Annotated in this window: 23 protein-coding genes and 1 tRNA gene; 13 read left to right on the top strand and 11 right to left on the bottom strand. The window is 59.9% G+C overall.

Annotation, left to right across the window (positions count from 1 at the left end; translation table 11 throughout):
- Positions 1-16: 16 nt before the first annotated feature.
- The 4 genes from ACILSR_RS16685 to ACILSR_RS16700 form a co-directional block, all read right to left on the bottom strand.
- Positions 17-385 carry a hypothetical protein gene (locus ACILSR_RS16685; protein WP_395750925.1) on the bottom strand — a complete coding sequence of 123 codons (369 nt, stop codon included), beginning with the start codon at positions 383-385 and terminating at the stop codon, positions 17-19.
- Positions 386-506: 121 nt separating this feature from the next.
- Positions 507-1031 carry a hypothetical protein gene (locus ACILSR_RS16690; protein ID WP_395750926.1) on the bottom strand — a complete coding sequence of 175 codons (525 nt, stop codon included), beginning with the start codon at positions 1029-1031 and terminating at the stop codon, positions 507-509.
- A 154-nt stretch (positions 1032-1185) separates the two neighbouring features.
- Positions 1186-1259, bottom strand: a tRNA-Gln gene (locus ACILSR_RS16695).
- Between the two features lie 63 nt (positions 1260-1322).
- The gene (locus ACILSR_RS16700) at positions 1323-2678 is read right to left on the bottom strand and encodes an alanine/glycine:cation symporter family protein (protein ID WP_395750927.1); all 1356 of its coding nucleotides are present in this window, start codon (positions 2676-2678) and stop codon (positions 1323-1325) included.
- Between the two features lie 161 nt (positions 2679-2839).
- On the opposite strand from ACILSR_RS16700, the gene ACILSR_RS16705 reads away from it, so the two are divergent.
- Both ACILSR_RS16705 and ACILSR_RS16710 read left to right on the top strand, forming a co-directional pair.
- On the top strand, positions 2840-4336 hold the full coding sequence (locus ACILSR_RS16705; RefSeq protein WP_395750928.1) for an amino acid permease: 1497 nt from the start codon (positions 2840-2842) through the stop codon (positions 4334-4336).
- 98 nt (positions 4337-4434) lie between these two features.
- Positions 4435-5796, top strand: a complete 1362-nt coding sequence (locus tag ACILSR_RS16710; protein ID WP_395750929.1) for a Gfo/Idh/MocA family protein — start codon at positions 4435-4437, stop codon at positions 5794-5796.
- Between the two features lie 345 nt (positions 5797-6141).
- Here ACILSR_RS16710 and ACILSR_RS16715 read toward each other — a convergent pair whose 3' ends face one another.
- From ACILSR_RS16715 to ACILSR_RS16725, 3 genes are all read right to left on the bottom strand, one after another.
- Positions 6142-7443 carry a DUF1501 domain-containing protein gene (locus ACILSR_RS16715; RefSeq protein WP_395750930.1) on the bottom strand — a complete coding sequence of 434 codons (1302 nt, stop codon included), beginning with the start codon at positions 7441-7443 and terminating at the stop codon, positions 6142-6144.
- 23 nt (positions 7444-7466) lie between these two features.
- Entirely contained in the window at positions 7467-9635 is a 2169-nt protein-coding gene (locus tag ACILSR_RS16720; RefSeq protein ID WP_395750931.1) for a DUF1549 domain-containing protein, read from the bottom strand.
- 125 nt (positions 9636-9760) lie between these two features.
- Positions 9761-10336 carry a DUF4339 domain-containing protein gene (locus ACILSR_RS16725; RefSeq protein WP_395750932.1) on the bottom strand — a complete coding sequence of 192 codons (576 nt, stop codon included), beginning with the start codon at positions 10334-10336 and terminating at the stop codon, positions 9761-9763.
- A 123-nt stretch (positions 10337-10459) separates the two neighbouring features.
- On the opposite strand from ACILSR_RS16725, the gene ACILSR_RS16730 reads away from it, so the two are divergent.
- Entirely contained in the window at positions 10460-11983 is a 1524-nt protein-coding gene (locus ACILSR_RS16730) for a hypothetical protein (protein ID WP_395750933.1), read from the top strand.
- A 146-nt stretch (positions 11984-12129) separates the two neighbouring features.
- Here ACILSR_RS16730 and ACILSR_RS16735 read toward each other — a convergent pair whose 3' ends face one another.
- Complete coding sequence (locus ACILSR_RS16735) at positions 12130-13758, bottom strand: GIY-YIG nuclease family protein (RefSeq protein ID WP_395750934.1); 1629 nt, start codon at positions 13756-13758, stop codon at positions 12130-12132.
- 335 nt (positions 13759-14093) lie between these two features.
- Between ACILSR_RS16735 and ACILSR_RS16740 the strand changes: the two genes are divergently transcribed.
- Positions 14094-14723 carry a hypothetical protein gene (locus ACILSR_RS16740; RefSeq protein WP_395750935.1) on the top strand — a complete coding sequence of 210 codons (630 nt, stop codon included), beginning with the start codon at positions 14094-14096 and terminating at the stop codon, positions 14721-14723.
- Between the two features lie 130 nt (positions 14724-14853).
- Here ACILSR_RS16740 and ACILSR_RS16745 read toward each other — a convergent pair whose 3' ends face one another.
- Positions 14854-16824 carry an adenylate/guanylate cyclase domain-containing protein gene (locus ACILSR_RS16745; RefSeq protein ID WP_395750936.1) on the bottom strand — a complete coding sequence of 657 codons (1971 nt, stop codon included), beginning with the start codon at positions 16822-16824 and terminating at the stop codon, positions 14854-14856.
- Positions 16825-16885: 61 nt separating this feature from the next.
- Entirely contained in the window at positions 16886-17335 is a 450-nt protein-coding gene (locus ACILSR_RS16750; RefSeq protein WP_395750937.1) for a hypothetical protein, read from the bottom strand.
- A gap of 418 nt (positions 17336-17753) precedes the next feature.
- On the opposite strand from ACILSR_RS16750, the gene ACILSR_RS16755 reads away from it, so the two are divergent.
- The 9 genes from ACILSR_RS16755 to ACILSR_RS16795 all read left to right on the top strand — a co-directional run bounded on the left by ACILSR_RS16755 (position 17754) and on the right by ACILSR_RS16795 (position 25221).
- Positions 17754-18368, top strand: a complete 615-nt coding sequence (locus ACILSR_RS16755) for a superoxide dismutase (protein WP_395750938.1) — start codon at positions 17754-17756, stop codon at positions 18366-18368.
- 269 nt (positions 18369-18637) lie between these two features.
- The gene (locus ACILSR_RS16760; protein ID WP_395750939.1) at positions 18638-18949 is read left to right on the top strand and encodes a hypothetical protein; all 312 of its coding nucleotides are present in this window, start codon (positions 18638-18640) and stop codon (positions 18947-18949) included.
- 658 nt (positions 18950-19607) lie between these two features.
- Positions 19608-20513, top strand: coding sequence for a thiamine-monophosphate kinase (locus tag ACILSR_RS16765; RefSeq protein WP_395750940.1), 906 nt, complete (start codon positions 19608-19610; stop codon positions 20511-20513).
- A gap of 4 nt (positions 20514-20517) precedes the next feature.
- Entirely contained in the window at positions 20518-20808 is a 291-nt protein-coding gene (locus tag ACILSR_RS16770) for a hypothetical protein (protein WP_395750941.1), read from the top strand.
- Positions 20805-21221, top strand: a complete 417-nt coding sequence (gene tsaE / locus ACILSR_RS16775) for a tRNA (adenosine(37)-N6)-threonylcarbamoyltransferase complex ATPase subunit type 1 TsaE (RefSeq protein ID WP_395750942.1) — start codon at positions 20805-20807, stop codon at positions 21219-21221. The genes ACILSR_RS16770 and tsaE overlap by 4 nt, the downstream gene beginning before the upstream one ends.
- Before the next feature lie 51 nt (positions 21222-21272).
- Positions 21273-21902 (top strand): tRNA (adenosine(37)-N6)-threonylcarbamoyltransferase complex dimerization subunit type 1 TsaB, encoded by a 630-nt coding sequence (gene tsaB, locus ACILSR_RS16780; protein WP_395750943.1) that lies wholly within the window; start codon positions 21273-21275, stop codon positions 21900-21902.
- Positions 21899-22747, top strand: coding sequence for an SMP-30/gluconolactonase/LRE family protein (locus ACILSR_RS16785; RefSeq protein ID WP_395750944.1), 849 nt, complete (start codon positions 21899-21901; stop codon positions 22745-22747). Before tsaB ends, ACILSR_RS16785 begins: the two co-directional genes overlap by 4 nt.
- A gap of 67 nt (positions 22748-22814) precedes the next feature.
- Positions 22815-23276, top strand: a complete 462-nt coding sequence (locus ACILSR_RS16790) for a DUF2726 domain-containing protein (RefSeq protein ID WP_395750945.1) — start codon at positions 22815-22817, stop codon at positions 23274-23276.
- Between the two features lie 172 nt (positions 23277-23448).
- Positions 23449-25221: an FAD-dependent oxidoreductase gene (locus ACILSR_RS16795; protein ID WP_395750946.1), complete on the top strand. Its 1773-nt coding sequence runs from the start codon at positions 23449-23451 to the stop codon at positions 25219-25221.
- 7 nt (positions 25222-25228) lie between these two features.
- Here the strand turns inward: ACILSR_RS16795 and ACILSR_RS16800 are convergent, their stop codons facing one another.
- The gene (locus ACILSR_RS16800) at positions 25229-26230 is read right to left on the bottom strand and encodes a phosphodiester glycosidase family protein (RefSeq protein ID WP_395750947.1); all 1002 of its coding nucleotides are present in this window, start codon (positions 26228-26230) and stop codon (positions 25229-25231) included.
- Positions 26231-26317 lie beyond the last annotated feature (87 nt).

Consider the following 26317-nt stretch of genomic DNA (forward strand, 5'->3'; position numbering starts at 1 on the left):
TCTCGGCAGTGCTTGTTTAGGTATTCGGCTTCTCATCGAAATACTTGGCAATCCAGTCTTCATACGTCAGCCATTTTTCCTCATCCCAGTCATCGGGCACTGTCTCATGCCAGATGGATGCAACTCGCTCGTCCTGCGGTCGAATAATCCACATCTCTTGCAGCCTCGGGGAAAAGCCAAACGGAAAGTAAATGGTGAAAAGATCGGATGGCTCATCGAAGAATGACTCCCACGCCTCTCGGATCTGCTCCGGATGATAAATCTCGTGATCCTCGTCAATCCGCCCGTATCCAAGCTCAACCAAGAGCTTTCGATACAGACCGGGAATCGTCACCCGCATCCGTGATTGGATGAGGTCGATTTCGGGGTTACTGATTGTGGTCATGATGCTCTTGGTGGGAGGATGCCTAACGCCTCCAAGCTCAGCGATTCGGCATACGTGAAGCACCGGTTGTAAACCGCGCCGCCATGCCGGTTTTGCTGCGGCGCATGGTTAGGCGTCGCGGTCATTTCGGCAAGGTTGTCGAAGTTTTTTCTTTCGTCTTTGACGCTGTTTCACGTGGAATCTGAATTTCGATCATCTTCGTGAACAGAGGGAACCTGTCTCCTGCCACGATTCTTGAGCAAAGACGGTACTTCCCCGCAGTCTTCTCGACACATTGAAGCACAGCCTTCATGACGTCCTCAGTGGTCAGGGCTGGATCCGCCTTGGTAAAGTCGAAGACCAGAAGCACCGCTTCCGGCTCCAGCAGCTGGCATTCCAGCGAAATGCCGGCGAGCGAAGCAAGATTGATGTCGCCGACCTTTCTCGGGGTGCTTTGCTGCGGAATGTGCGGTCGTGTAATAGCCGAGAAGAGAATTTCGGGAAACGCGCCACCAGTGACGAAAGGAACCGCCCGCACCTCCACCGAGCCATCAGACAAAGGGTCGAGAGGCTGGTAAACGGTTACCAAAGCGTTTTCACTGCCGCTTGCAGTGAAAAGCGCTGCACCCATAAGGATGCTGCCGACGATAGCGCTTTTCGTGTCCATGATTTAAAAACGCGAGCGCCGGCTGACAGTTGGCCGACATTTTTTGTTAGGTCTTGATGGCCGGCTGAAACTGGCGAGAAAATAGCCGGGTGAAGGGGCGCGCCCTAAGTCTGAGCGATTCTTTCGCGACAAACCACACGTTGGATTTCGAGAGTGGTTGCCTCACAAGGATTCGAACCTTGAATAACAGATTCAGAATCTGCTGTGTTACCATTACACCATGAGGCAGTGAGTGGCGGGCGAGGATCATAAAGGCGACCGGCGCTGTTGCAAGCGGGACAACAGACTTTTTCAGCCCCGGCCGGTCAGCTCGTGCTTGTGGGCCTTGGTTTCGGCCACGATGACCCCGCTGAGGCAGATCAGGCAGATGAGGTTGGGGATGGCCATGAGGCCGTTGGCGGCGTCGGCAAAGTCCCACACGGCCTGCGCCGGCTGGACGGAGCCAAAAAGCACTGCAAGAACCCAGAGGACTCGGTAAGGCTTCACCGAGCGCGTGCCGAAGAGGTATTCGGCAGCCTTTTCACCATAGTAGCCCCAGCCGAGGATGGTGGAGAAGACGAAGGTCATGAGGCCGAAAAGAAGAATGTGCGGCCCCCAGCTGTGCAGGTCATTGAAAGCGGCGCTGGTCAGCGCGGCCTTGGGCATGCCGTCCTTCCAATGCCCGCTGCTCACCACCACCAGACCAGTCATGAGGCAGACCACCACGGTGTCCCAGAAGGTGGCCGTGCTGCTCACCAGCGCCTGGCGCACCGGATTGCGTGTCTGCGCCGCAGCCGCCACGATGGGCGCGGAGCCCAGGCCGGACTCATTGGAGAAAAGACCGCGTGCGATGCCCGCGCGTGCCACTTCCTTCAGCCCGGCACCCACAAAGCCGCCTACCGCCGCCTGACCGGTCCAGGCACCGTTCCAGATGTCCAGAAACGTCTGTGGCAGCAAAGAGAAGTTTTTGATCAGGATCAGCGCACAGCCCAGCACGTAGCCCACCGCCATCACCGGCACCAAAAGGCCGCACACCTTGGCGATGCTTTTCACCCCGCCGAGCACCACCGCCGCCGTGAGCAACGCCATGACCCCGCCGGCGATCCAGCGAAGCTGTGAGACCTGGGACACGGATTCCGGCTTGAGTCTTTCAATGAGCATTTCCACAATGCTGTTGGCCTGAGTCATGTTGCCGATCCCAAAGGCGGCAATGCAGGTGAAAATGGCAAACACCACGCCCAGCCACTTCTGCCCCAGCCCGCGCTCCAGCGCATACATGGGCCCGCCGGCCATGCTGCCATCCGGCATGGTGACGCGATACTTCACTGCCAGGACGGCCTCCGAATACTTGGTGGCGATGCCAAACACGCCCGTGAGCCACATCCACAGCACGGCTCCCGGTCCCCCCGTGGCCACCGCACCGGCTACGCCGATGATGTTGCCGGTGCCGATGGTGGCCGCCAGAGCCGTCATCAGCGCTCCAAACTGGGTCACATCTCCCTCCCCCTCCTTCTGACGGGAAAAGGAGATGCGGATGGCCTGCGGCAGATACCGCTGGATGAAACCGGTGCGCACCGTCAGAAAAAGATGAGTGCCGAACAGGAGAATGATGAGAAGCGGGCCCCAGACAATGCCTGAGAGGTCTGAAGCGATTTTTGCAAAGTCCATGAAGCCTTTTAGGGGGTGAAGACACCATTAGCCAAGCACAAACGATGCCCAAAGAGCATTTCTGGGCCGGATCTGCAAAGGCAGCGGATTCGTGATTGCCATTCTGGCGCAGTGTCTGCTAGCCTTGTCCTGATTTTGCTCACTCGAAGACTTCTCTCACCATGCCCAACCAGCTTCTTGCCACCAAGGACATCCCCACCATCATCCATGAAGCCGAGAAAGGAGAAGGAGACGCCCATGTGACGCTGAAGCGTTCTTTGGGGGCGCTCAATCTCGCGACGCTGGGCATCGGTGCCATCATCGGGGCGGGGATTTTCTCCCTGACCGGGCAGGCGGCAGGAGAGTTTGCGGGGCCTGGGGTGACGATTTCCTTCATCATCGCGGGCATCGGCTGTGCTCTGGCTGGGCTCTGTTATGCGGAGTTCGCCTCGATGATCCCGGTAGCAGGCAGCGCCTACACCTATTCGTATGCCACGATGGGCGAGCTGATGGCGTGGATCATCGGCTGGGATCTGGTGCTGGAGTATGCCGTGGCGGCCGCGACGGTGGCGATCAGCTGGTCGGGCTATTTAAACAAGCTCATCGGCATCATGGCCGGACAGGACGTGGCGAACCGGTGGCTGCCGTGGATGCTCTCGCCGTTTTCAGAGGCGAAGCTGGCGGACGGAACCGTGATCCATGGGATCATGAATTTGCCCGCAGTTTTTATCATCGTGCTGATGTCCGCGCTGCTGATCAAAGGCACGAAGGAATCGGCGACGGTGAACAACATCATCGTGGCGCTGAAGATCTCCGTGGTGCTGTGCTTCATCGCGCTGGGCTGGGGTTACATGAATCCGGCGAACCATGTGCCGTATATCCCGGAGAACGTGAGCGGGCACTTTGGCGAGTTTGGCTGGTCCGGCATCCTGCGTGCCGCAGGGGTGATTTTCTTTGCCTACATCGGCTTTGACGCCGTCTCCACTGCGGCACAGGACGCGAAGAATCCGAAGCGGGATTTGCCGCTGGGCATCCTGGGATCTCTGGCCATCTGCACGGTGCTCTACATCCTGTTTGCGCACGTGCTCACGGGCGTGGCGAACTATCAGGAATTCCGCGGTCATGACGGCATCGCACCGGTGGCGATCGCGATCGGCAAGACGCCCTACCATTTCATGAAGACGGCCATCATTTGCGCCATCCTGGCGGGCTACGGCTCGGTGATCCTGGTGCTGTTGATGGGGCAGTCGCGCGTGTTTTTCTCCATGGCGAAGGACGGCCTGGTGCCGCAGGTGTTTGCGAAGGTGAATCCAAAGACACACACGCTGGTGTCCAGCAACATCCTGTTCATGGTTTTCACCGGGCTGTTCGCGGCACTCGTGCCGGGATCGGTGGTGGGCCACATGACGAGCATCGGCACGCTTCTCGCGTTTGTGCTGGTATGCGTGGGGGTGGTCATTTTGCGCCACACCAAGCCCGGCCTGGAGCGCGGATTCCGCTGCCCGCTGGTGCCGGTGGTGCCCATCCTGGGCGCGCTGGTATGCCTTGGCATGATGGCGGCGCTGGACCGGGAGACCTGGGAGCGATTGGTGATCTGGCTGGCAATCGGCCTGGTGATCTATTTTGGCTACGGCAAAAAACACAGCAAGCTGCGTGCGGCGAACGCCAAAATCCCGTGACGCAGCCTGTGTAGGCAAAAACCATTCGTGGAATAAAGCGCGTTTCTGATTGCGTAGTTGAGCGGCGCTCCGCTATCTTCGCGGCCCAATCCATTCCCATGAAGCCTTCGCTCTTCCAAAATCGTCGTCAATTCCTCCGCAACACCGCCGCAACTGCCGGCAGCATCTTCATGCCCAATCTGCTGATTGGCCAGGAAGGCGGCGTCAAAAAAATCAATGTCGCAGGCATCGGCGGCGCCGGTGGCAAGGGAGGCTCTGACGTGGGCATCTCCGCCAAGGGAGCGAACATCGTGGCCATCTGCGACGTGGACCGCGAGCGTCTGAAGCAGGCGCAGCAGAAGTATCCGGACGCCAAGATGTTTGAGACCTTCCGCGAGATGTTTGACGCGATGGGCGACAAGATCGACATGTGCACCGTGTCCACCCCGGACCACGCCCACTACCCTGCGGCGATGGAAGCCATCAAGCGCGGCAAGCACGTCTGCGTGCAGAAGCCTCTGGTGAACCGCATCTGGGAAGCCAACCAGCTGCACGAAGCAGCCAAGAAAAAAGGCGTGAAGACGAACATGGGCAACCAGGGCCACACGGGCAAGGGCATCCGCTTCCTCAAGCAGTGGGTCAGCGAAGGCATCGTCGGCAACGTCAAAGAAATCCACGTCTGGACCAACCGCCCCATCTGGCCCCAGGGCAACGAGGCGAAAGCCAAGTACGTCACGGGTGATGTGCCTGCAAACCTCAACTGGGACGCCTGGCAGGCTGCTGTGCCCGCGACTCCTTACATCAACGGCCTGCATCCCTTCGCATGGCGCGGTCATCGCGAGTACGGCGCCGGAGCCATGGGAGACATGGGCTGCCACCTGCTGGACGGTCCCTTCTGGGCCTGCGGTCTGGGCGAACCCTACAAGATGGAAGCCGAGTGCACCGAACTCACAGATGTGAGCTGGCCGAAGTCCTCCCACGTGATCTTCTATTTCAAGACGGAGAAGTACGGCGAGATCAAGCTGCACTGGTATGAAGGCAGCCTGAAGCCTGAGCGTCCGGCGGAACTGGAAGCCGAGCGCGACTGGGACAAGATCAAAGGCGGCTTCCTGCTTCGTGGCGATGCCGGCGTGATCCTGAACACGGACGACTACTGCGGCAGCCCACGCCTCATCCCAGCCACCAAGATGACCGACTTCCTGGGAGGCAAGTCCCCTGAACTCAAGATCGAGGGCGCTCTGGCCGAAGGCGAGCCGCAGCTGGAACTGATCCGCGCCATCGAGCAGGACAAGATCTGCGGAAGCAACTTCGACTACTCCGTCCCCCTCACCAAGCTCTGCCTCTTCGGCAACCTGGCCATCGCGAACCCGGGCAAGGTCATCAACTGGGACGCCTCCAAGCAGCAGTCCGACAATGCAGAAGCCAATGCTCTCATCACCCGCGCGGCCTACCGCCAGGGCTGGGACTACAAGTCCATCTAATCGGGCTGCAGGCCTGATAACCTAAAGCTAAACAAAAACGTCCGGCGGAGAAATCTGCCGGGCGTTTTTTGTTAGAGTGTCATCAACATCCAACACTAAGGGCAACGAAAAAGAGGTCTCGGTTTCCTTGCGCACCCTAGTCTCAACCGACGAGGAGCGCTGGATGATCGCGGAGCCTTGAGGGGATCAAGATATTCCCCTCCTCCCAGGCATCCGCACAGCGAAGCTCCGGCAGGAGTGGGACCATCCTGGTCCCGCAACCCGCCGCAAACTCCGCCGTATTCATTCACACCCACAGCCAGACCCTGGCTGAACGTCCAGACCTCCTTGCAGAGGCTCATGATATCACGCAAACAAATGCGTGAGCGGCTGGCCTTTGTCCGCCACGGTGAAGGGGCGCTTGGTGGGTGAATAAACAACCTGGTCCAGCGGCAGGCCGAGGGCATAGCCGATGGTGGCATTCAGATCGGGCGGGCCCACTTTGTCGGCGGCCACACCTGCACCGTCCGGCGTGGTGGCACCGTATTTGATGCCGCCTTTGATGCCACCGCCAATGATGACAGAGGAGAAGACGGGGTAGTGATCGCGGCCCTGGTTTTGATTGATCTTGGGGGTGCGGCCGAACTCCGAACTGACCACGATCATGGTGCTGTCCAGCATGCCGCGCTGCTCCAGATCGGTGATGAGGGCGGCGAGTGCGGTGTCGAGCGTATTGCAAAGCTGCGGCACGTTGATGAAATTGGCCACGTGGGTGTCCCAGCTGCCAAAACTCACCTCGATGAAGCGCACGCCATGCTCCACGAGGCGACGTGCGAGCAGGCAGCCCTGACCGAAGGTGTCCTTGCCATAGGCCTGCCGTACGGCATCGGGCTCTTTGGTAAGGTCAAAAGCGGCGAGGTCCTCGCTCTTCATGAGCTTCACGGCGTCGTCATAAACATCCGCATAGGCTTTGACTCCACGGGTGTCCCATTTGCCCTGGAAATCGGCATCGAGAGAGTGGGCGAGATCACGACGCATGCCGAAGCGTTCCTCGGTCCCCCCCTTCTGCGGAGTCACATTCTGCAGACCAGCCTCGGGATTGTTCACCATGAGGGGGCCATGCTTTTTGGCGAAGAAGCCGGCGCCAGGATGGCGGCTGTCATTGCCCACATAGACATAGGGCGGGAGAGCGGGATTGCCGGGGCCTTGGAACACGCTGAGCCATGCGCCCATGCCAGGATGCTTGATGGTGCTGCGCAGACCAAAGCTCGTATGCATGAAGTAGTTCGCCTGCTCATGCGCGGCGGTGTTGGTGGCCATGGAATTGATGACACAGGCGTGGTGCATCTTTTTGGCCATGCGCGGCAGGTATTCACTCAGGAGCACGCCATCGGCGCTGGTCTTGATGGCCTTCACCGGACCGGCGACTTCCTTGTTTTCCGGCTTGGGATCCCAGGTGTCCAGATGGCTCTGGCCACCGGTCATGTAGAGGAAGATGACATTGCGTGCGGTGGCGGCCTGTTTGGCGGTGGCGCTGCCTTCACCGACGGCGAAGGCCTTGCTGGAGAACAGATGCTCCATGGAGGGAAGCAGACCGACGCCGAGGCAGGACTGGGCCATGCGGGTCAGCAAAGCGCGGCGGGAGAGATCGTTGGATGGCGTTTTCATGGCGGAATCAAAGAAGCTGTTGGTTATTCGACGAAGATGAAGCGCTGGGTGCTGAGGGCGGCGAGGGTGACGTCCTCCCACAGAGTTTTGGAAGACGCGTAGCTCTCCAGAGTCTGGAGCATGTGGGCCTTCTCCTTCGCATTCGGTTTGCGCGAGTAGAGGCTGAGGAAGAGGGTGTCGATCTTTTCGTCGTTGGTCTGGGCCTTGCGCAGGTTGATGCTCAAGGTGGACCACGCGCTGGTAAGCTGATTGAGAAGAGAGCCGTTCATCATCGTCAGCGCCTGCGGCACACTGGCTTCATCATTGGCGTTTTCGATGATCTCGCGGTCGCTCTGCCCAAACTCGCGTAGGAAGTGGCCGCGCGGTGCGGGAGAAGGAAGCTCCGCGGCGCGGCTCCAGGTCTGATGAAGCGTGCGCTGGTAGTTTTCGAAGCCCTTGATGCTCTTCTCATCCTTCATGCCGAGGACAGTTTCTTCCGCCTTGAGTGTGGCCATGATTTTCGGATTGAGAGGAGCGGCCTTGGGATCCACGCGGCTGTCTTCCATGAGGTTCATCATGGCCATCTCCATGGGGCCTTCTCCACTGACGGCGGCGAGCTCTTTCTGGATGTCCTGATTGCCGGACTTCTTGGCGGCGGCGTAGAAGCATTTGGAAACCTGCTCGCGCAGAATGCGCTGGCTTTCGCCGAGGCGGCGCTGGATGTCCTTGGCCTTCGCCTTGTCCTCTTTGGCGCGGGCTTCATCGAGCTCTTTGCGAAGTACGTCGAACTGCTTGTTCTGCTCGCGCATGGCGGCGGCGACTTCCTTGGCAGCCTCAAAGAGGAGGGGAGCCTCGGTCTTGTCGAGCAAGCCGGCGAGGTGATGGCGGTTTTCAAGATCGCGTCGCTCGCGCTCGCGGCTGCTCCAGTTGGGCTGATCAGGATCCGGACTCACGAGTGTGACCAGAGAATCCCAGACCTGCTCGGCGCGCATGCGATGGAAGACTGGACCCTGGAAAAAGTATGGTGTGCCAGGAGATATCTCCTTCGTGCTCTCACGGGCAAAGGCCTGCGTATTCAGCAGCAGGCGGAGATAGTCCTTCATGTCATACTTCAGCGCGACCATCTGCCGCTCGAGGAAATGCATCAACTCGGGGTTTGAAGCGACGCTGCTGTCCATCATTTCATCCACCTGCTCGTACAGGCCCGCTCCGAAAACGCGCTGCCAGAGGCGGTTGGCGATGATGGTGGTGAAACGGGGATTTTCCGCTGAGGTGAGCCACTGGCCAAATTCGCCGATGGTGTTGGACTCCTTCTGCAGCGTCACCGGTTTGCCAAACATCACAGAGGCCTGCACGACGTCCTTGGGCTTGGCGTCCTTGTATTTGTAATCATGCGGGAGACGGAGCTGGGATTTGTTTTGCACCACCAGGGTGTCGCGCAGCGGGCGCATGGCTTCACTGAGCGCCTGGCGCATGAGGTCGCGGGTTTCACTGTCGAGCGACTTGTCCGCGCGCAGCATCTTCTGCGCTTCCTCGGCGCTCTTGGAGCGGTAGCTGGAGGCGCTCATGTTGTGCGTGAAGGCCGCCATCTCGTAGAACTGCTTCTGCGTCCATTTGTCGAAGGGATGGTCATGGCACTGGGCGCACTCCATGCGGGTGCCGAGAAAGATGCGCGTGGTGTTGGAGAGATTGTCCAGCGGCATGCCGCGGTCGCGCATGTAGTAACCGATGGCACCGGTGTCGAAGCAGGTGCCCTCGCTGGAGACGAGCTCGCGGGCCATCTGGTCCCAGGGCTTGTTTTCCCGCAGCGCGGTGCGGATGTAGTTCAGGTAATTCTGCGAGGTGGTGCCGCCTGCCACTCCCTGTGTCTGAGCGCGCAGCACGTCCGCCCAGTAGTTGAAGAAATTCTGCACGTATCCTTCACTGGAAAGCAGTGAGTCGATGAGCTTTGCGCGCTTGTCCGGCATCTGGCAGGCATGGAAGGCGCGGGCCTCATCGAGTGTGGGAATGCGGCCCACCACCGTCAGGTAAACACGGCGCAGAAAAGTGGCGTCATCCACCGGGGCATTCGGCTTGATCTTGTGCTTCTGCCAGCTTTTGGCCAGGAGTGCATCGACCTGTTTGGAAGCAGCAGAGGTGTCCACGGACGCTGCGTGTGCCGTGAGGGCAAACAGTGCGGTGGCGAGAAAAGAAAGTGGGTGGAAGGCTTTCATGCCTGAACCAACGCCATGGCATCCATGCAGATGTCAGCGCGGGCTCAGGATGCCAAATGCCGCACAAGAAACGGCAACCCAGTGCTTGCCGAAGAGCGCGCAGGTCGCCGCCGGCACGGGATAAATCACTTGGCGGAAGTGTCGTTGAGCAGCCCTTTGATCACATCCAGCGCCTCCCCCATGCCTTTGGAAAGTTCAGCGAGCCCGGGTCCCAGAATCCACGAGGCGTAGGTGATGCAGACCCACCACGCAATGGCGTTCACGATGATCAATACGGTGACGAGCACCTCAACCCACCGCTTCCAGACGATCAGGTAGCCGTTCTCGTCCTTCTTCTGGCGGAAGATGTGGTCGGAATAGAGCGCCACAGCCGCCCACCAGAGCATGGGCGGGAAAAACAGAAAACCGGTGATCATGCGCCGCAGCACGGTGCCGCCACGCTGATTGTAAGGCACGCGATTGTAGTCCCGATAACGAGCCACCCGCCGGCGAAGCGGCAGCACCGTGAGGCCATCTGCGAGGACCTGCCCCTCGGCATGCAGTTCCAGCAGGGTGGAAACCGGCCGCCACTGCTCTTCATCCTCACGCTTTACCAGATCGCTGTCTCGGATGGAGCCGTAGGCAAGAAAATTGCGCAGATCGTCCTTGGAACACGGGCCGAGCGTCTTCTGTCCTTTGGCAATGTAGTAGGTGGCCTGCACGAATCGTTAGGGAATCAAACGGTTCAACGGTAGTTGGGAGCACGGGTAATATGCAATATTCACACCAAGTTGTATTGTAAGTTTTTCATCTCCAAAATGTCTCCGCAATGACGTAATGCTGGGATGCGTCCATTTTTTGCCCTCGCCTGCCTGCTCACCGTCTCGATCCACGCCCAGACCCCGGCCGCCTCTTCGGACATCAAAGCGGGATTTGCCGAACGGGACATCACTCCGGGGATCGGCATGGAGCAGCCGGGAGGCTATGGAAAAAGCTACCACCGCACCTTTCACGACGCCTGCAAGGTGCGCGTGGCCTTGTTTGACGACGGTAAAAAGACGGCCGTGACCATCGGCCTGGACACGCTCGTGGTGCCACGCCAGGTCGTGCTGGATGCGCGTGCGCAGATTGAAAAAGCCACCGGCATCAAGGGAGACGCTGTGCTCATCTGCGCCTCGCACTCGCACAGCTCGGGTCCGGTGGGCATGGTCATGCCCGGAGAGTATGATACCGCCTCCGATCTGGTGAAAAAGCTCGCGTATGAGGAGTCCTCCTGCGCAGACCCCGGCTACCTGCTGCGGCTCACGCATGAGATCGTGGCGGGTGTGGTGGCGGCAAATCAAAGCAAAGTGCCGGTGCAGCTGGGCTGCGGTTTTGGCCACGAGGACAAGGTTGCCTACAACCGCCGTCTGCGAATGAAGAACGGCCAGACGTGGAGCCACCCGCGCCCGGGGAACCCGGACATCATCGAATATGCGGGTCCGATCGATCCGCAGGTGGGCGTCATCGGTGCTTGGGACATGCAGGGGCAGCTGGTGGGTGTGGTGGTAAATTATGCCTGCCATGCCACGACGAACCCCGGCGGCATCTCGGCAAACTGGATTCAATACTTGGAAAAAACCATTCAGGGAGGCATGGACACGCACGCTCCTGTGGTCTTTCTGCAAGGCGCCTGCGGAGACATCACACAGGTGGACAACCTGAGCCCCTACCAAAACCCAAAGCCGGAAGAGTGGAGCAAACTCGTGGGCGGCAGGATCGGTGCGGAGGCCATACGTGTGCTCCTCTCCATGCCAAAGTTCACAGCAGCACCGATCGACACCCGGCAGGAGGTGCTGAAAATCAAACGGCGGCCGCCTTCCGCGCAGCATGTGCAGAAGAGCCTCGAGATCGCCAGCAAGGCCAGAGCGCCGGGCGATCCGACGGACTACCTGTTTGCGAAGGAAATCCTGATGCTGGACCACTTGAACCGGGTCACTCCTGTCGTCGATTGCGAGGTGCAGTGCATCAAGGTAGGGCCGGTGTGTTTTGTGTCTGACCCGGCGGAGTACTTCGTGCAGTATGGCCTCGACATCAAAAAAGGCAGCCAGCATGCGTTCACGTTTCCCTGCGAGCTCTCGAACGGGATCGTCGGCTACGTCCCCACGGAGGAGGCCTTCGGCCCGCATGGCGGCGGGTATGAAACGCGGTTGACGGCGTACTCAAATCTGGAGATCACCGCAGGAACTCAGATGGCCAAAAAGGGAGTGGAACTGGCAAACCAGATGAGCGCTGAACCCAAGCCTGAGCCCCCGAAAGCACCTCCGTTTGGCGGGGCGGGCAAAGGCGTTCCATGGACCTACGGGAGCGTGCCGCCAGAACTGGAGTGATTGGGGCAGTGGCCGAACCCGGCTGGAACCGGCACTGCCATACATGCGCCCTTGTCCGCAAAACGATGTCGCGTTTCGCTGCCAGTTTCCGGCCTCCGATTTTTTCCCTTCTTTTCCCTCTTTCGGCCACTCCCATTCTGATTGCTTCACCGGCTCTCCAAAAAACCCAGCACCTGCCCCGCCAGCACCTTGCTGATCCCCGGCACTCCCGCGATCTCCTCCACCGTCGCCTTCCGCAGTCGCGCCACCGAGCCAAACGCCTTCAGCAGCGCCGCCTTCCTCGCCTCGCTGATTCCTGGGCAGTCATCCAGAATGCTCTCCGCCACTCGCTTGCCCAGCAGCAGCTGGTGGTACCCATTCGCCCACCGGTGCGCCTCATCACGAATCCGCTGCAGCAGCTTCAGCGCCCCGCGCTCATGCGGAATGATCACCGGATAGCTCTCCCCCGGTCTGTACACCTCCTCGTTTTCCTTTGCCAGGCCGATGATCGGCAGCTCATGCAGCCCCAGCTTCTGCAGCTCCGCCACCGCCATCCCCAGCTGCCCCTTGCCCCCATCCACGATCACCAGATCCGGCAGCCGCACGAAAGTCGCCTTCCGTTTTCCTTCCACCGTCTCCGCGCTCTCGTCACTCGACGTGCCACCTTCGTCATTCGTCATTTCCAGTCTCCGCATCGCCTCCATCGGTGCCTCCTGGGAAAACTCCGCATCATCCCCGGCCGCCTGCCTCCCCTCCAGCAAAATGCGTGAAAACCTCCGCCGGATTACCTCCGCCATGCTGATGAAATCATTCTGCCCGCTCACCGCCTTGATGCGATACCGCCGGTAGTTCGAGTTGTCCGGCACCCCGTTTTTAAACCTCACCATGCTCGCCACACAGTGCGCCGTGCCGATGTTCGCGATGTCAAAGCACTCCATCACCAGCGGCGCCTTTTCCAGATGCAGCAGCTCCTGCAGTTCCCGCACATCTGCCATCGGATCAATGCTCCGGATCACCCGCGCCCGCGCTCCGCGTTCAAACGTTCGCGTCGGAATCAGCGTCTTTTTAAAATCCTCCACCATGTCCCGCAGCTCCGCCGCCTTCTCAAAATCCATCCGCGCCGCCGCATGCTGCATCTCCTCCTCCAGCGCAGTGATGAGATCCTTCGACTTCCCGTCCAAAAACTCACACGCCTGCTCCACCCGCTTCTTATAATCCTCCAGCGAGATGCGCAGAATGCACGGCGCCGAGCAGTTCTTGATGATGTCATTGCTGCAGTGCTTGTAGTCTGCCTCGCCCGGCTTCAGTGGTCGGCACACCCGCAGGCCAAATTTCTTGTTCAGCCAGTTCAGCGTCGTCCGCAGCGCCATCCCATGCGGAAAGGGGCCAAAATACCGCGCCCCATCATCCTTCTTCAGCCGCGTCGTCGACAGCCGCGGGATCGCATCCCCAAAGTGCACCCGCACCATGAAGTAGCGTTTGTCATCGCGGAAGCTCACATTGTATCGCGGCCGAAATTCCTTGATCAGCTTCCCCTCCAGCACCAGCGCCTCCGTGTCATTGCGCACCTCATGCAAGTCAAAATCCCAGATGCTCGCGATCAGCGCCCGCGTCTTCCGATCCGCCAGCTGCGACCTCGCCGGCGTGAAATAATTCGCCAGCCTCTTCCTCAAATCCCGCGCCTTCCCCACATAGATCACATTGTTCAGCCGGTCCCTCATAATATACACCCCCGGCACATGCGGCACATCACGCAGCTTCGCGAGCAGATCAGGTTTGGCACGAGGGGAAGGCATGAACGAATAACGAAATTAAAAAGGCAAATGACGAAAGGGCAGGGCAACAAAAGACCAAGAGTCGAAGCCACCGTCAAGCCACGTCTCTCGACCAGCTTGACAATGCTCCGACCTCCCACTCTTGCCACTTCCATCCGATACGTTCTTCACCTCCCTCCAGCCGCAAACACATCTCGCCAAGTACGACAGACATTCCTGTCTGTCGGTCCCAGCGTTCCGCCAAAACACTGCAGACCCTAAAGTGGCATGCCGCATCGCTGCGGTATGCCTGAATCATTGCTGCTTGGTTTCATAGACCCACAATATAATCTCGACAAAATGGGTAAAATTGAGGCATGAGAAAAAACAATGAATTTAGCCTTTCTACCCAAAAGGAACTTTTGATGCATTCCTCTTACCCAATCGAAATTACCGAGGCCATCATGCACGATTCGGTCTCCCAAACACTATTCGGCAACTTCGAGCCTTTCATTAGCGGTTCCGATCAGGATGCGTGGCAGTTCTACTCCGTAGTTCTTTCTGCTCTGGAGCAGCAGCCTGGAGTTAATGTCATCCGTGAAACCTGTCACCATGGCAGCGGCTACGCTTCGTATGTTTCCGCCTTCCTTTATCCCGGAGATGGCAGATCCCGTCGTGATTTTCCGACGTATGTCGAGACCACCGGCATCCTGCTTTACCTGTCCCGTCTCGCTCCGCTCGCAGCCTATGGCGCCAGCGCGCGCGCCGAAAACAAGGACGGCAAGGGCAGTTCTGCCGGATTCATCGAAGTCAGCAACGTCGGTTTGCTTCCAGACGGCGATTGGACCGACTTCATTGCTACGGTTGCAGATGTCCTTGGCAAATTTCACATCGAGCTTTTGCCACGCGCTCCGCTCATTCTTCCCGCTCCAGACGGAATTGAAATTCCGACGGTCTTCGACGGTCCGTACTACGTCTTCGACACACTTTTTTACTGGTGCGACTGACCACCGACAATGGTCCACCTTCCATAGCGAACGGCTCCCCGTAACCCAAATCACGGCATGTGTAACCTATGTCCTGAGCCAGAAGTGTTACCCATGTCCTGACCGCGCCCCAGCATCCAGCATCCAGCATCTACCCCACCACCCTCCACGGATGCACCGCCTCCGAAATACCCTTCAGCTGCATCGGCGGAATCGGCTCCGCGTTGATAAAATCCTTCGAGTCCTCATACGTCTCCGCGTCCATAATGATCTCCCCCGCCTGCGCGATGCTGCACAGCCTTGACGCCAGGTTCACCCGGTGCCCCAGCACCGTGTAGCTCAGTCGCTGGTCAGACCCCATGCACCCCGCCACCACCGATCCCGTCGCCAGGCCGATGCCCACCTCCAGCGAATGCTTGGAGGTCTCGTTCAGCTTCTTCCGCACTTGCAGCATGCTCAGCGCGCACTGCACCGCCTTCACTGCATCCTCGCCGGTGCTCTGCGGCGCTCCAAACAGCACCATGATCAGATCCCCCACAAACTTGTCCACGATCCCCCCGTGCTGATAGGCCACTTCCGTCAGCGCCGTCATGTGCTCATTCAAGAGGTCGATCACATCCGCCGGCGGCATGTTCTCCGTCAGTGCTGTAAAGCCGCGGATGTCGCAGAACAGCATTGTCACATGCCGCAGCTCCCCGCCTAGCGTTCCACTTTGCGTGATCAGCTGCTCCGCCACCGTCCGGTCTGCCACCGCATTCAGCACGCTCCGGTATTTCTCCTGCAGCGCCAGTCCCGCCGCCATCTCGTTGAAAGAAGCTGCCAGCTTGCCCAGCTCATTCTGGCTTCGCACCGGTACCCGCACATCAAAGTTCCCCTGCTCAATCTGGTGCGTCCCGCTCACGATTTCCCGGATCGGTCCTGACAAACCGCGTGAAATGTACAGCACCGCGATCAGGGCGATCAGCAGAGACACCACCCCCAGCACACCCACATCCCACCGCAGATCCGCCAGCTCTGTGTCCATCGCTGCCAGCGGGTACAGGTTCACCTGCGCCGCCAGCGGGAAAGGGGACCCTGGATTGAGCACTCGGTAGTAAATCTGGTGCCGCTCTCCGTGAATCGACACCGTCATGCCCCGCTGCGTCTTATGCGTGTGGTGGATCGAGTCCGCGATGTGCGCCGCCACGATCTCGCGTTCTTCCTTCGGGATCGTCGTGCTCACCAGTCCCTCCTCCACCCACACCCCGCTCATGATCTCCCCCAGGTCCGAATGCTTCGTCTGCTCATACAGCACCTTTTCTGCCAGCACCTGCAGCGGCAGGCCAAACAAAAACGCTCCAAGAAACTTGCCCGACTCCGGATCTCGCAGCGGGGTGATGTACACCTCCTGCACCTGCTCATTGCGGCTGTCCTCTCCATATTCGATCCGCTGATACCCCACCTCCTGGTCTTTGAGCACATCCTCCAGCTTCCGATCCCCCAGCCAGGGCAGCTTTCCGGACCGGCGGCGAAACTCCGCGCTCGTCGGCATTTCCCGTCCTTTCGGCGGCGGCAGCATCCCTCGTCCGCCCTGCCCGTATTTCTTCGGCGAAGTCACAAAGTTCCCCTCCGGATCGATGAGGTCGATCTTCACCTGCAGCTGTGAAAACCCCTGCCGCAGTCCCGGCCGCTCTTTGTCCTTGTCCTTATCTTTCTCTTTGTCGTTATCCTTGTTGTCATCTTCGCCCACGCGCAGGCGCGCCATGACCCCTTGTGCCAGATGTGGTGGCGCCCCGCTGGGCCGCAGCGGACCCGGCAGGTCGCTGAAAAGGCGCTCGCTCGAGAGGCCTTCCAAATTCATGCTCAGCCTCTTCGCCGCCGCTGCATACTCCTTCTTCGAAATCGCCTCCAGCAGCTCCGGCTCCTTCGCCACCTTGTCCAGCACCTTCGACAGCGCCTCCGTCCGCTTCTTTTTCGCCGCGGAATAATTCCCAATCTGTGAGTCAAACTGCTCCTCAAACAGCTTCCGGTACGACTCCATAAATTTCACCTCCGCCAGCACCAGCGTCGCAATGGTGATCCCCGCCACCACCGGAAACACCGTTAGGATCAGCTTGGCGCGAAAACTATGGAACCACTTCATGTATTAGATGTCACAAGCACTGCGTGACGCAGGATGAACCCGCACCCGCCCGCATGGTTGCTCACCGCACCCGTTTCATCACGTACGTGCCGTGGTCCATCGCGCACTTGTAGTTCGCCTTGAACTCATCCCCCTTGATCGTTCCTTCATAGTGATACAGCCCCCCCGCCCAGTCCGGCATCTTGTGCTCCCCTTTGAAGGTATAGGTCCCGTCTTTTTGCTTCTGGACGGTGTGCATGGCCTCGTAGCTGCCGCTGAGGATGGTCTTCCAAGTGGCATGATAAAAGAACTTCTGCACCGCGAGCTTGCGGCTGATTGGCGCTGCCACCACACACCGCAGCTCCCCATGGTGCCCGTTCTCATCACTCAGCCAGGTCCCCTGCCACTTGCCCTCCACTCCGCTCGTCACCGGCGCCTTCTTCCACTCCGACCGAAACGCCATCCCGCACGAAGACAGGCACGAGCTCAAAATCAGACCAAGAACGACACGGAAGATCAAAGCATGTTTCATGAAAGAATAAGAATGGGCAGTGCCATACGAACGTCCCTCCCGCACCCCCTTTTTCGCCGTTCCCCGAATTGTCCCGCCCCAAAGTGGTCCGCACAGTCCTCTGTGCGGCTCGCGTCATCCCTGACTCCCCCAATCCCCACCACCTTCAAGAGCCGTAACCAGGGAAACCGCAGAAGCCCAAAAAACCGCATACCCCAATATCACCCCTGCTTTCTGCTGTCCTCCAATCTCGCGCGGTCATCATCAGTGACATCCCAGACCTCGCCCTCGCTCCAGCCTCAAGCATCTAGGATCCAGCATCCAGATTCCACCATCCAGCAACGAGCCTCCCCCCCCTAACTCGCCACAACCTTCCTCTTGCCCGCGCCCGTATTCCCTCTACTTACCCCAAGAACCTCAATCAACCCACCCCAACACCATGGCCCACACCCTCCCCCCCCTGCCGTACGCCACCGACGCGCTTGAGCCCACCATCGACAAACAGACGATGGAAATCCATCACGGCAAGCATCATAACGCCTACGTCACCAATCTGAACAACGCCCTTGCCGGCAAGGCCGACCTGGAAGCGATGTCCATCGAAGACCTCTGCAAAAACATCTCCAAGATCCCTGCAGACATCCAGGCCCCCATCCGCAACAACGGCGGCGGTCACTACAACCACACCCTCTTCTGGAACATCATGGGCCCCAACGCCGGCGGCGCACCCACCGGTGCTCTCGCTGACGCCATCACCGCCGCCTTCGGCAGCTTCGATGCCTTCAAGGAAGCCTTCGGCAAAGCAGGCGTCGGTCGTTTCGGCTCCGGCTGGGTCTGGCTCAACGTCAAGGACGGCAAGCTCGCCATCACCTCCACCCCCAATCAGGACAACCCCCTCATGGACGGCTCCGGCACCCCCATCCTCGGCTGCGACGTCTGGGAGCACGCCTACTACCTCAAGTACCAGAACAAGCGCCCCGACTACCTCGCTGCCTGGTGGAACGCCGTGAACTGGACCGCCGTCGCCGCCAACTACACCGCCGCCCTCGGCTGATTCCTCGCTTCCTGACGCTACGTCTCTTCACAAAGCGCGGAACGGCCTGCCCGTCCCGCGCTTTGTCGCTTTCAGTCCCCAGCACAAGCAGCGACCGAAGGTACCCCTCAAAGCCAAAGCCATCGACGAACCCAGCGCTGTATTGTAGTACCGGCTTCAGCCGGAATCCGGGACCCAGCGCCCCTATTGCACCAATCCCCCGGCGCACCTTGCGCCCCCCTCAGTCCTTCGTCCTTCATCATTCCTCCTTCATCCTTTCTTAGATGTCCATGGTCCTTCATCGCCTCCGCAACGGCCTGATTTATTCTCAGGACTTCGCAGACTACCTGGCCTCGAAGCACGCCAGCGAAGCCATCGGCCATCCCGGAGAAGTCCTCCACCTCGACTACGTCCGTTGCTCTCAGGGCGATCTCAGCGGCCAGGAGTGGTGCCAGCTCACCTGGATCAGCGGCGCCCAGGCCGCCACCGAGCACCGTCACCCCATCGGCGGCACCGAAATTTACATCCACAAACAAGCCCTCCGCGGCCTCAAAAACCGCCTCCTCCACTTCGACGGCACCAACGTCATCGTGAAACAGTAGCCATGACGCAGGACTTCCAAACGCAGCTGGAGATAGCAGCCAGCTCAAGGCATCCCCTCAGTCTTCGTCAATCTGGCTTCATGTCCGGCCCTTCAGGCTTCAGCGCACACACCCGCACCCTCAAGCCTCGACGTTCTCGCGCTCGCCACCCCGCGTGTCGTCCGCAAAGACCCGCTCTCTTGGCAACATCACACCGCCTAACACCAGCCCCAACGGGGCTGCGGAAAATTCCTGCCCGCTCAGGCGTTAGCATCCTTGCCCCGGTCCACAAATCCTGGCGTTCTCATGTTCTTCTCTCAGCGTGGAGTCGGCAAAAACCCGCTCTCTTCGCAGCGACATGCCGTCGCCTAACACCAGCCCCAACGGGGCTGCGTAACATAGCCCAGGGTCAGCCGAGCCTGGGCGAGGCGACCCTGGGTTTCAGCCACCACGCCGGGAAGCAAACCCAGCACCCCGCCACATCCAGCGGCCACCAGCAGCGTCTGCCACGAAGCTCCGCCACACCTTTGCCGCGCCCGCCACACTCCCGGCGCTCTCATTTCCCTCAGCTTGCTTCATCACTCGTGACGCATCCTCCCTTCGCAGCATACGCCATCAGTTCAGATCTCATGGAGTCTTGTTTCCGTATGTTCCGCGTATTCCGTAGGCCCTCCCAATCATGCCGACATTAGCCGACATCGGAGAAGACAAACTCATCCGCAAACTCATGCGCGGCGTGAAGCTCGATAGCGACGTCATCGCCGGGGCAGGGGATGACTGCGCCGTCGTCCGCGGCTCCAAGGACGAGCACACCCTCCTCAAAACCGACGCCCTCGTGCAGGACGTCCACTTCACCCTCGAGACCCCGCCCAAGCTCATCGGCCGCAAAGCCATCGCCCGCGTCGTCAGCGACTTCGCCGCCATGGGCGGCACCCCGCGCCACGCCATGGTCACCCTCGTCGCCCCGCCCAGCATGCAGGTCGAGTTCCTCTCGGAGATCTACCGCGGCATGCGTGCCATCGCCAAAGAGTACGGCATCAACATCGTCGGTGGCGAGACCTCCCGCGGCCTCGTCCTCATGCTCTCCATCTCCATGAGCGGCACCGTCCCCTCCAAGCGCTGGCTCTCCCGCAGCGAAGGCAAAGCAGGCGATGTCATCCTCGTCACCGGTCGCCTCGGTGGCTCCATCCACGGCAAGCACCTCAAATTCCAGCCCCGCCTTGAAGAAGGCCGCTGGCTCTCTGAAAACGCCCATCCCCATGCCATGATGGACATCAGCGACGGCCTCGCCAAAGACCTCCCCCGCCTCGCCCTCGCCAGCGGCACCCACTATCAAGTCAATGTCGCCTCCTTGCCCTGCAGCCCCGGCTGCACCTTCGACCAGGCCTGGGGCGATGGCGAAGACTACGAACTCCTCCTCGCCGTCAATCCCCGCAGCGTGAAGTCTCTCAAGGCCAAATGGCAGGCCGCCTTCCCCAAGCTCCCCCTCACCATCATCGGCAAGCTCGTCCCCCCCGGCGAAGGCCGCCCCCCCGACTTCGAAAGCACCGGCTGGGACCACTTCGCCCTCAGTGCTGATGGATGATGTCATGAAACTGGAAAATCATGTAGCACAGCTTTCGGTCAGTTTGATTCTGCAAGTCGTTGGCATACTGCTGGCGGCTAAGTCCTTTGGGGTCACAGATTACTATAATCGCGACGAAGCCCTCCTCATTGCCCTGTTGCTTGGTTTTAGCCTGCTGCCAGTCATCGCAGCACTTCGCCGGGGTCCCATGGCTGCCAAAGCATGTGGATTGATGCTTAGCCTGCTGCCATCACTGTATGCCTATGCCTTGATCAAAGAGAACTGGGCTTTATTTGCAAACCCCTGGCGCTCATGATCACCCTTCACACCGCCGAAGACGCCCTCGCCTGGGGCACCCACCTCGCGCAGACCCTCTCTGCCGGCGATGTCATCGCCCTCTGCGGTACCCTCGGCGCCGGCAAAACCCAGATCACCCGTGGCATCGTCGCCGGCATGCACTCAAACGCCGCCGTCACCAGCCCCACCTTCACCCTTGTTCACGAGTACCTCGACGGCCGCCTTCCCATCTTCCACTTCGACTTCTACCGCATGGACACCGCCGCCGAAGTCCTCGGCATCGGCTGGGACGAATTCCTCACCGAACCCGGCGTCATCATCGTCGAATGGGCCGACCTCTTCCCCGACCTCCTCCCTCCCCACACCCGCTGGTTCCATATAGAGACCACACAAGATAATTCGCGCACCGTCACCGAATCCGCTAAGTCCTAAAAACTCTAGTCCCTTCGTCATTCGACATTCTGTCATTCGTCATTCCCCCGCATGCTCCTCGCCCTCGACCTCTCCACCGCCCACGGCTCCATCGCCGTCGTGCATGGAGATGACGTGCTCTATCAATCCTCCTTCCAGTCCGAGCGCTCCCACAATGCCCAGGTCTTCGCACCGCTGAAAGAAGCCCTTGCAGCAGCCGGCAATCACCTCACCGGCATCGTCATTGGCAACGGCCCCGGCTCCTACACCGGGGTCCGCATCGCCATTGCCGCCGCCCAGGGGATCGCCCTCTCCCGCAACATCTGGTGCGCCGCCTGGTGCTCCTTAGCTGGCCTGGACCTCGACACCCCCGCCACCTACCAAATCATCGGCGATGCCCGCCGCCAGAGTTTCTACCTCGCCCGGGTCGAAAACGGCAGACTGCTCCCCGACCTCGAAATCATCTCCGCCGAAATCGCCCAAAAAAAGGCCTCCGATTGCGGAATATGGTACACAACTGATCCCAAAGCGCCGCTCAATCTGCCCGTCCAAATCGCCAAACCAGACGCCGCCAAGCTCGCCAAAATCGTCCAATCTCTCCCCCCCGACGAACTCGCCGCCCTCATCGCCCAGCCCCTCATCCCTCACTACCTCGCCGAGGCCTTCATCACCCTCCCCAAACGCCCTCTTCCCCCCCCATGACCCCCGAACTCATCTCCAACCACGTCTCCGAATGGGGCGAAGGCCCCATCTGGCACGGCGACCGCCTCTTGTACGTTGATATTGAGACCTATAAGATCATCTCCTTCACCCCCTCCACCGGCGCAGAAAAGATCTGGGACGTCGGCCAGCGCGTCGGCACCGTCGTCCCCCGCGCCAGCGGCGGCCTCGTTTGGGCCGGCGACAACGGCTTCTACTTCCTCGACGAAGCCACCGGCCTCAGCACCCCCATCGCCGATCCCGAGCCCAACCTCCCCGACAACCGCTTCAATGACGGCAAGTGCGACCCCGCCGGCCGCCTCTGGGCCGGCACCATTTGCCTCCAGAAGCGCCCCGATGCCTCCCTTTACTGCCTCCACACCGACCTCCGCGTCGAAAAGAAGTTCGGCCCCGTCACCAACTCCAACGGCATCATCTGGAACCGCGCTGCAGACACGATGTTCTACATCGACACCCCCAGCAAAAAGGTTCGCGCCTTCGACTACGACAACGCCACCAGCGCCATCACCAATGAGCGCGTCATCTGGGATACCAGCGCCGATCCCTCCTCCCCCGACGGCATGACCATCGACAGCGAAGACCGCCTCTGGATCGCCTTCTGCCACGGTGCCAAGGTCGTCTGCTTCGATCCCTCCACAAAGAAAGTGGAAGCCCAGATCGACTTCCCCTGCGTCGAAACCACCGCTTGTGCCTTCGGCGGCCCTGATCTGCGAGACCTCTACATCACCACCGGCAAAAAGCCCGGCTTCCTCGAACCCCTCGCTGGCCGTCTCTTCGTCTGCCGCACTGGTGCCCAAGGCGTGCCGTCGAGTTCATTTGGCGGGTGAGGGTGAGGACTCTGCTTGTGATGGGTGAGGAGATGGTTATAAATACCATAATAACCTCTCCTTATCCATGAAGCTTATCGCCCCCGATCCCGAGATGCGTGTGGCCATGCCGTATGACTATACGGCCAAGCCTCTCTTAACTCCCACGGAGGCCAAGTTTCATGCCTGCCTGCTCCAGATCACACAGGAGCGCTGTCACATTCAGGTCAAGCCCCGGCTGGCGGATGTGTTTCAACACGAGAAAACGAACGGCGCCTTCCAGATGATCAGCCAGAAGCACGTCGATTTTCTCATCTGCCGGCCCGATGACTGGATGCCCATGCTCGGCATCGAACTGGACGACCCGAGTCACGATCGGGCCGAAGCCAAAAAGCGCGATATCTTTGTAAACCAATTGTTTGCCTCCACCGGCGTGCCGCTGCTGCGCCTGCCCGTGCATGAACTCGACCGGCTGGAACATCTCGTCGCAGAACTCACCAAGGCCTGGAACCGTCGTAGCAAAACATTGGAACTGAGCAGCCTGCCATGAAGTACGATAGGCACTCATGCCTGTCGTTCAGCGGCCACGCCACCTCCAGCACCCTCATCTAACCTGTCCCTCTTCTTTGCCGCAAGAAGCTGCATGACAGACACGCAGCCTGCGCCCAGATAAGTGTATGATTCGTTTCATTCTCCTATCGGCCCTGCTGGCTTTCCACTCCTTGCACGCCGAATCTCAAAAGGTGGACGTGTGCGTTTATGGCGCGACACCCGCAGGCATCGTCGCAGCAATCACGGCCCATCAGGAGGGCTGTTCGGTGCTCGTCGTGGAGCCCAGCCGCTGGGTCGGCGGCATTCTTGGCGCTGGCATCAAGCCCATGCAGGACTGTGCCGCCCCGCAGGCGGTGGGCGGTCTCACGACCAGTCGAGTTTTCAAACTGGGGAACAGGCCTGACGTGATCCGCCAGGCCTTTGCCGCATGGCTGGAGGAGGAGAAGATTCCTGTGGTCTTCGAGCACCGGGTTCAAAAGGTGGAAAAAACGGGGACGGCCATCACCAAACTCGTTCTCGAACTGGCGCCACCCGACAAAAACGGTGTCCCCGCACCAAGGGCAACTCAGGCCGATGCCGCAGTGATCGAAGCCAAGGTTTTCATTGACGCCAGCTATGAGGGTGATGTCATGGCTGCAGCCTCCGTGCCCTATGCCGTCGGTCGTGAAGGCAAGGAGGTCTTCAATGAAGAACTTGCAGGCGTTGGCCCTACGACGAACTGGACCCCCATCGACCCCTATGTTGTGCAAGGAGATGCAAAGAGTGGCATGCTGCCGATGGTGGATGCAGATCATGGCCTTCCCAAAGGCGCGGCGGATGATTACACCCAGGCCTACAACTACCGCTTTTACGTGACGCGCGATGCGGAGAAGAGCGTCCCCTTTGAAAAACCAGCGGGTTATGACCCGAAAAACTTCGAAGTGGTAGGACGCTACGTGGAGCATCTCGTGCGCACGACGGATGGCGGAGAGGCAAAGCTGCTCAAGCGCCTGCGCGAAATCTTCCCCGGCTGGCTGAACAGCGGCGAGTACAACTACAAGCGTGAATCTCTCGTCACCATCGCGCCCCTGGGCGTCAGCCGTTACTATCAGGATGGGAATTGGGAGGCAAGATCGCGCGTGTGGAGGCAGCACAAGGATTACCTGAGCGGCCTGCACCACTTCTTGAGCACGGACCCGCGCGTGCCGGAAAAGTTCCGCGCAGAGACCGCAGCCCTTGGCCTGGATAAAACCATGCATGCCGACACCGAAGGCTGGCCCAATCAGCTCTACGTACGCATCACCCGCCGCATGCAGGGCCCCTATGTACTGACTCTGGCGGACGTATGGAATCAGACGCAGGTGGAGGACAGCGTCGGCCTGGCGCTCTATGGAGTGGACATCTATCCCGTGCGTCGTTATGCCGTGGCAGACCCTGGCACCGGGCAGATGGGCGTGGCAACGGAGGGCAACATGTTTGTGGGCGGCTCCCACGGCACCGGTCATCCCTATCCCATTCCCTACCGGGCGCTCACGCCGAAGGCGGACTCCTGCACCAATCTTCTCGTGCCGGTCTGTTTCTCAGCCAGCTACATCGCCTACGCCTCCGCCCGCATGGAGCCGGTGTTTTGCGTCATGGGAGAGTCCTCAGGCGTCGCCGCTGCACAGTCGATCCATGCCTCCGTGCCTGTGCAGCAGATCGATGTGGAAAAATTGCGCAAACGCCTGCTGGAGCGCGGTCAAATCCTGCAATGGACCGGTCCCAATGTGCGGCCCAAGGCGGGTGCCGTGGAGGCTGGCGAGTGGGAGTCCAAGGAAGCCTGGAACGAAGCCAAGCCCGGCTGGGAGTGGCTGTTTCCCTTCATTGACACGAACAAGGACGGCAAGATTGTCAGAGAAGAGCACGAAGCCTTTCAGCGGTACAAGCAGGAGCACCCGGACTGGCAGAAGCAGCTCAAGAAGTGAGTCTCGCTCACTTGCTCTCCACGATCACCGGCGCCTTCCTTCTCACCCCGATGTAAACGGGTGAGCGCTGGCGTTCGAACCACTTGTGCGTCAGAGGGAGTTCGGTGTTGAAGGCGTGGAAGTGCCAGGGGCCGTCGTCGGTGCGGATGGAGTATTGCAGAGCGCGGCCGCCATCGAGGAGGGTGGCGTGCTGCACATCCAGTTTCCGGGCGATCTCGGTGACTTCGCTGACGTTCATGACACCGCCATCACCTGAGAGGACGAAGACGATGGTGCCGTCCTGACGCATGCCGGCGAGGGAGCGGTAGCTGATCCGCTTTCCTTCAAAAAACAGCTCGGGATCCTTTTCCACGTAGGAAAAGGTGGTGTGGTTCTTCATCACGGAGGGATAGACCTGGCAGCCCTCCTGGATGAGGCCAGGAATGTCATTGAGCAGCGATTTCGGCCCGCACCAGGGACGGCCGTCTTTAACGAAGAAGCAGCCGCTCCAGTCGCCGAAGGGTTGATTCACCTGGCGGCCCTCGTGATACACCCAGCCCATGGGCCGGCCTTTGGGGTCGCGAAAATTAGCGGTGATGGCAAACCACAGGTTCCCTTCAGCCATGCGCTCGCGGGCGGTGGTCAGGGCAAACTTTGGCTGGAAGGTGGTCATGAAGTCAAAGCGGTCCGCGGACAGGGTGACGACCTGAACTTCAGCTCCGAAAATGCGCTGGGTGATGTTGGCGAGGGCGCCGCCCTCACGCCTCACTTTGAGTGTGGCCCAGCGCATGCCCGTCTCGCGGTGGCGCTCGATGAGCGCCGCCTCCATGTCTCCAGCCGTCAGAGCGGAGGCCGGTTTCCATTCGCCGCGCTTGGTGAGGATCTGCAGCGGCTGCTTGGAATCCCGCACGCTGACAGCCACGAGGTTGCTGTTCAGGTTGAAGTAAATCTCGCCGCCAAGCCAAGCCAGCAGCGCGCCGGCAAGGACGAGCAGCAGAAGCAGTTTCAGGCATCCGCGTTTTGTAGGCATGGGGGTGTGGCAGAATGGAGAACAACTCCGGCACGATCAAGGGAGATGTCACTCCGTTGAATGAAGATTGATTCAGAGCGCGCTCTG

The organism is Prosthecobacter sp. (genome assembly GCF_044222565.1).
Lineage (GTDB): Bacteria > Verrucomicrobiota > Verrucomicrobiia > Verrucomicrobiales > Verrucomicrobiaceae > Prosthecobacter.

What these genes read in the sequence shown, in the direction of transcription:
- ACILSR_RS16770 (WP_395750941.1), top strand. Translation starts at nt 20,518, where the DNA reads ATGAAACTGGAAAATCATGTAGCACAGCTTTCGGTCAGTTTGATTCTG.
- ACILSR_RS16705 (WP_395750928.1), top strand. Translation starts at nt 2,840, where the DNA reads ATGCCCAACCAGCTTCTTGCCACCAAGGACATCCCCACCATCATCCAT.
- ACILSR_RS16685 (WP_395750925.1), bottom strand. Translation starts at nt 385, where the DNA reads ATGACCACAATCAGTAACCCCGAAATCGACCTCATCCAATCACGGATG.
- ACILSR_RS16760 (WP_395750939.1), top strand. Translation starts at nt 18,638, where the DNA reads ATGGTCCTTCATCGCCTCCGCAACGGCCTGATTTATTCTCAGGACTTC.
- ACILSR_RS16755 (WP_395750938.1), top strand. Translation starts at nt 17,754, where the DNA reads ATGGCCCACACCCTCCCCCCCCTGCCGTACGCCACCGACGCGCTTGAG.
- tsaE (WP_395750942.1), top strand. Translation starts at nt 20,805, where the DNA reads ATGATCACCCTTCACACCGCCGAAGACGCCCTCGCCTGGGGCACCCAC.
- ACILSR_RS16765 (WP_395750940.1), top strand. Translation starts at nt 19,608, where the DNA reads ATGCCGACATTAGCCGACATCGGAGAAGACAAACTCATCCGCAAACTC.
- ACILSR_RS16800 (WP_395750947.1), bottom strand. Translation starts at nt 26,230, where the DNA reads ATGCCTACAAAACGCGGATGCCTGAAACTGCTTCTGCTGCTCGTCCTT.
- ACILSR_RS16715 (WP_395750930.1), bottom strand. Translation starts at nt 7,443, where the DNA reads ATGAAAACGCCATCCAACGATCTCTCCCGCCGCGCTTTGCTGACCCGC.
- ACILSR_RS16730 (WP_395750933.1), top strand. Translation starts at nt 10,460, where the DNA reads ATGCGTCCATTTTTTGCCCTCGCCTGCCTGCTCACCGTCTCGATCCAC.
- ACILSR_RS16750 (WP_395750937.1), bottom strand. Translation starts at nt 17,335, where the DNA reads ATGAAACATGCTTTGATCTTCCGTGTCGTTCTTGGTCTGATTTTGAGC.
- ACILSR_RS16720 (WP_395750931.1), bottom strand. Translation starts at nt 9,635, where the DNA reads ATGAAAGCCTTCCACCCACTTTCTTTTCTCGCCACCGCACTGTTTGCC.
- ACILSR_RS16785 (WP_395750944.1), top strand. Translation starts at nt 21,899, where the DNA reads ATGACCCCCGAACTCATCTCCAACCACGTCTCCGAATGGGGCGAAGGC.
- tsaB (WP_395750943.1), top strand. Translation starts at nt 21,273, where the DNA reads ATGCTCCTCGCCCTCGACCTCTCCACCGCCCACGGCTCCATCGCCGTC.
- ACILSR_RS16700 (WP_395750927.1), bottom strand. Translation starts at nt 2,678, where the DNA reads ATGGACTTTGCAAAAATCGCTTCAGACCTCTCAGGCATTGTCTGGGGC.
- ACILSR_RS16745 (WP_395750936.1), bottom strand. Translation starts at nt 16,824, where the DNA reads ATGAAGTGGTTCCATAGTTTTCGCGCCAAGCTGATCCTAACGGTGTTT.
- ACILSR_RS16710 (WP_395750929.1), top strand. Translation starts at nt 4,435, where the DNA reads ATGAAGCCTTCGCTCTTCCAAAATCGTCGTCAATTCCTCCGCAACACC.
- ACILSR_RS16735 (WP_395750934.1), bottom strand. Translation starts at nt 13,758, where the DNA reads ATGCCTTCCCCTCGTGCCAAACCTGATCTGCTCGCGAAGCTGCGTGAT.
- ACILSR_RS16790 (WP_395750945.1), top strand. Translation starts at nt 22,815, where the DNA reads ATGAAGCTTATCGCCCCCGATCCCGAGATGCGTGTGGCCATGCCGTAT.
- ACILSR_RS16740 (WP_395750935.1), top strand. Translation starts at nt 14,094, where the DNA reads ATGAGAAAAAACAATGAATTTAGCCTTTCTACCCAAAAGGAACTTTTG.
- ACILSR_RS16690 (WP_395750926.1), bottom strand. Translation starts at nt 1,031, where the DNA reads ATGGACACGAAAAGCGCTATCGTCGGCAGCATCCTTATGGGTGCAGCG.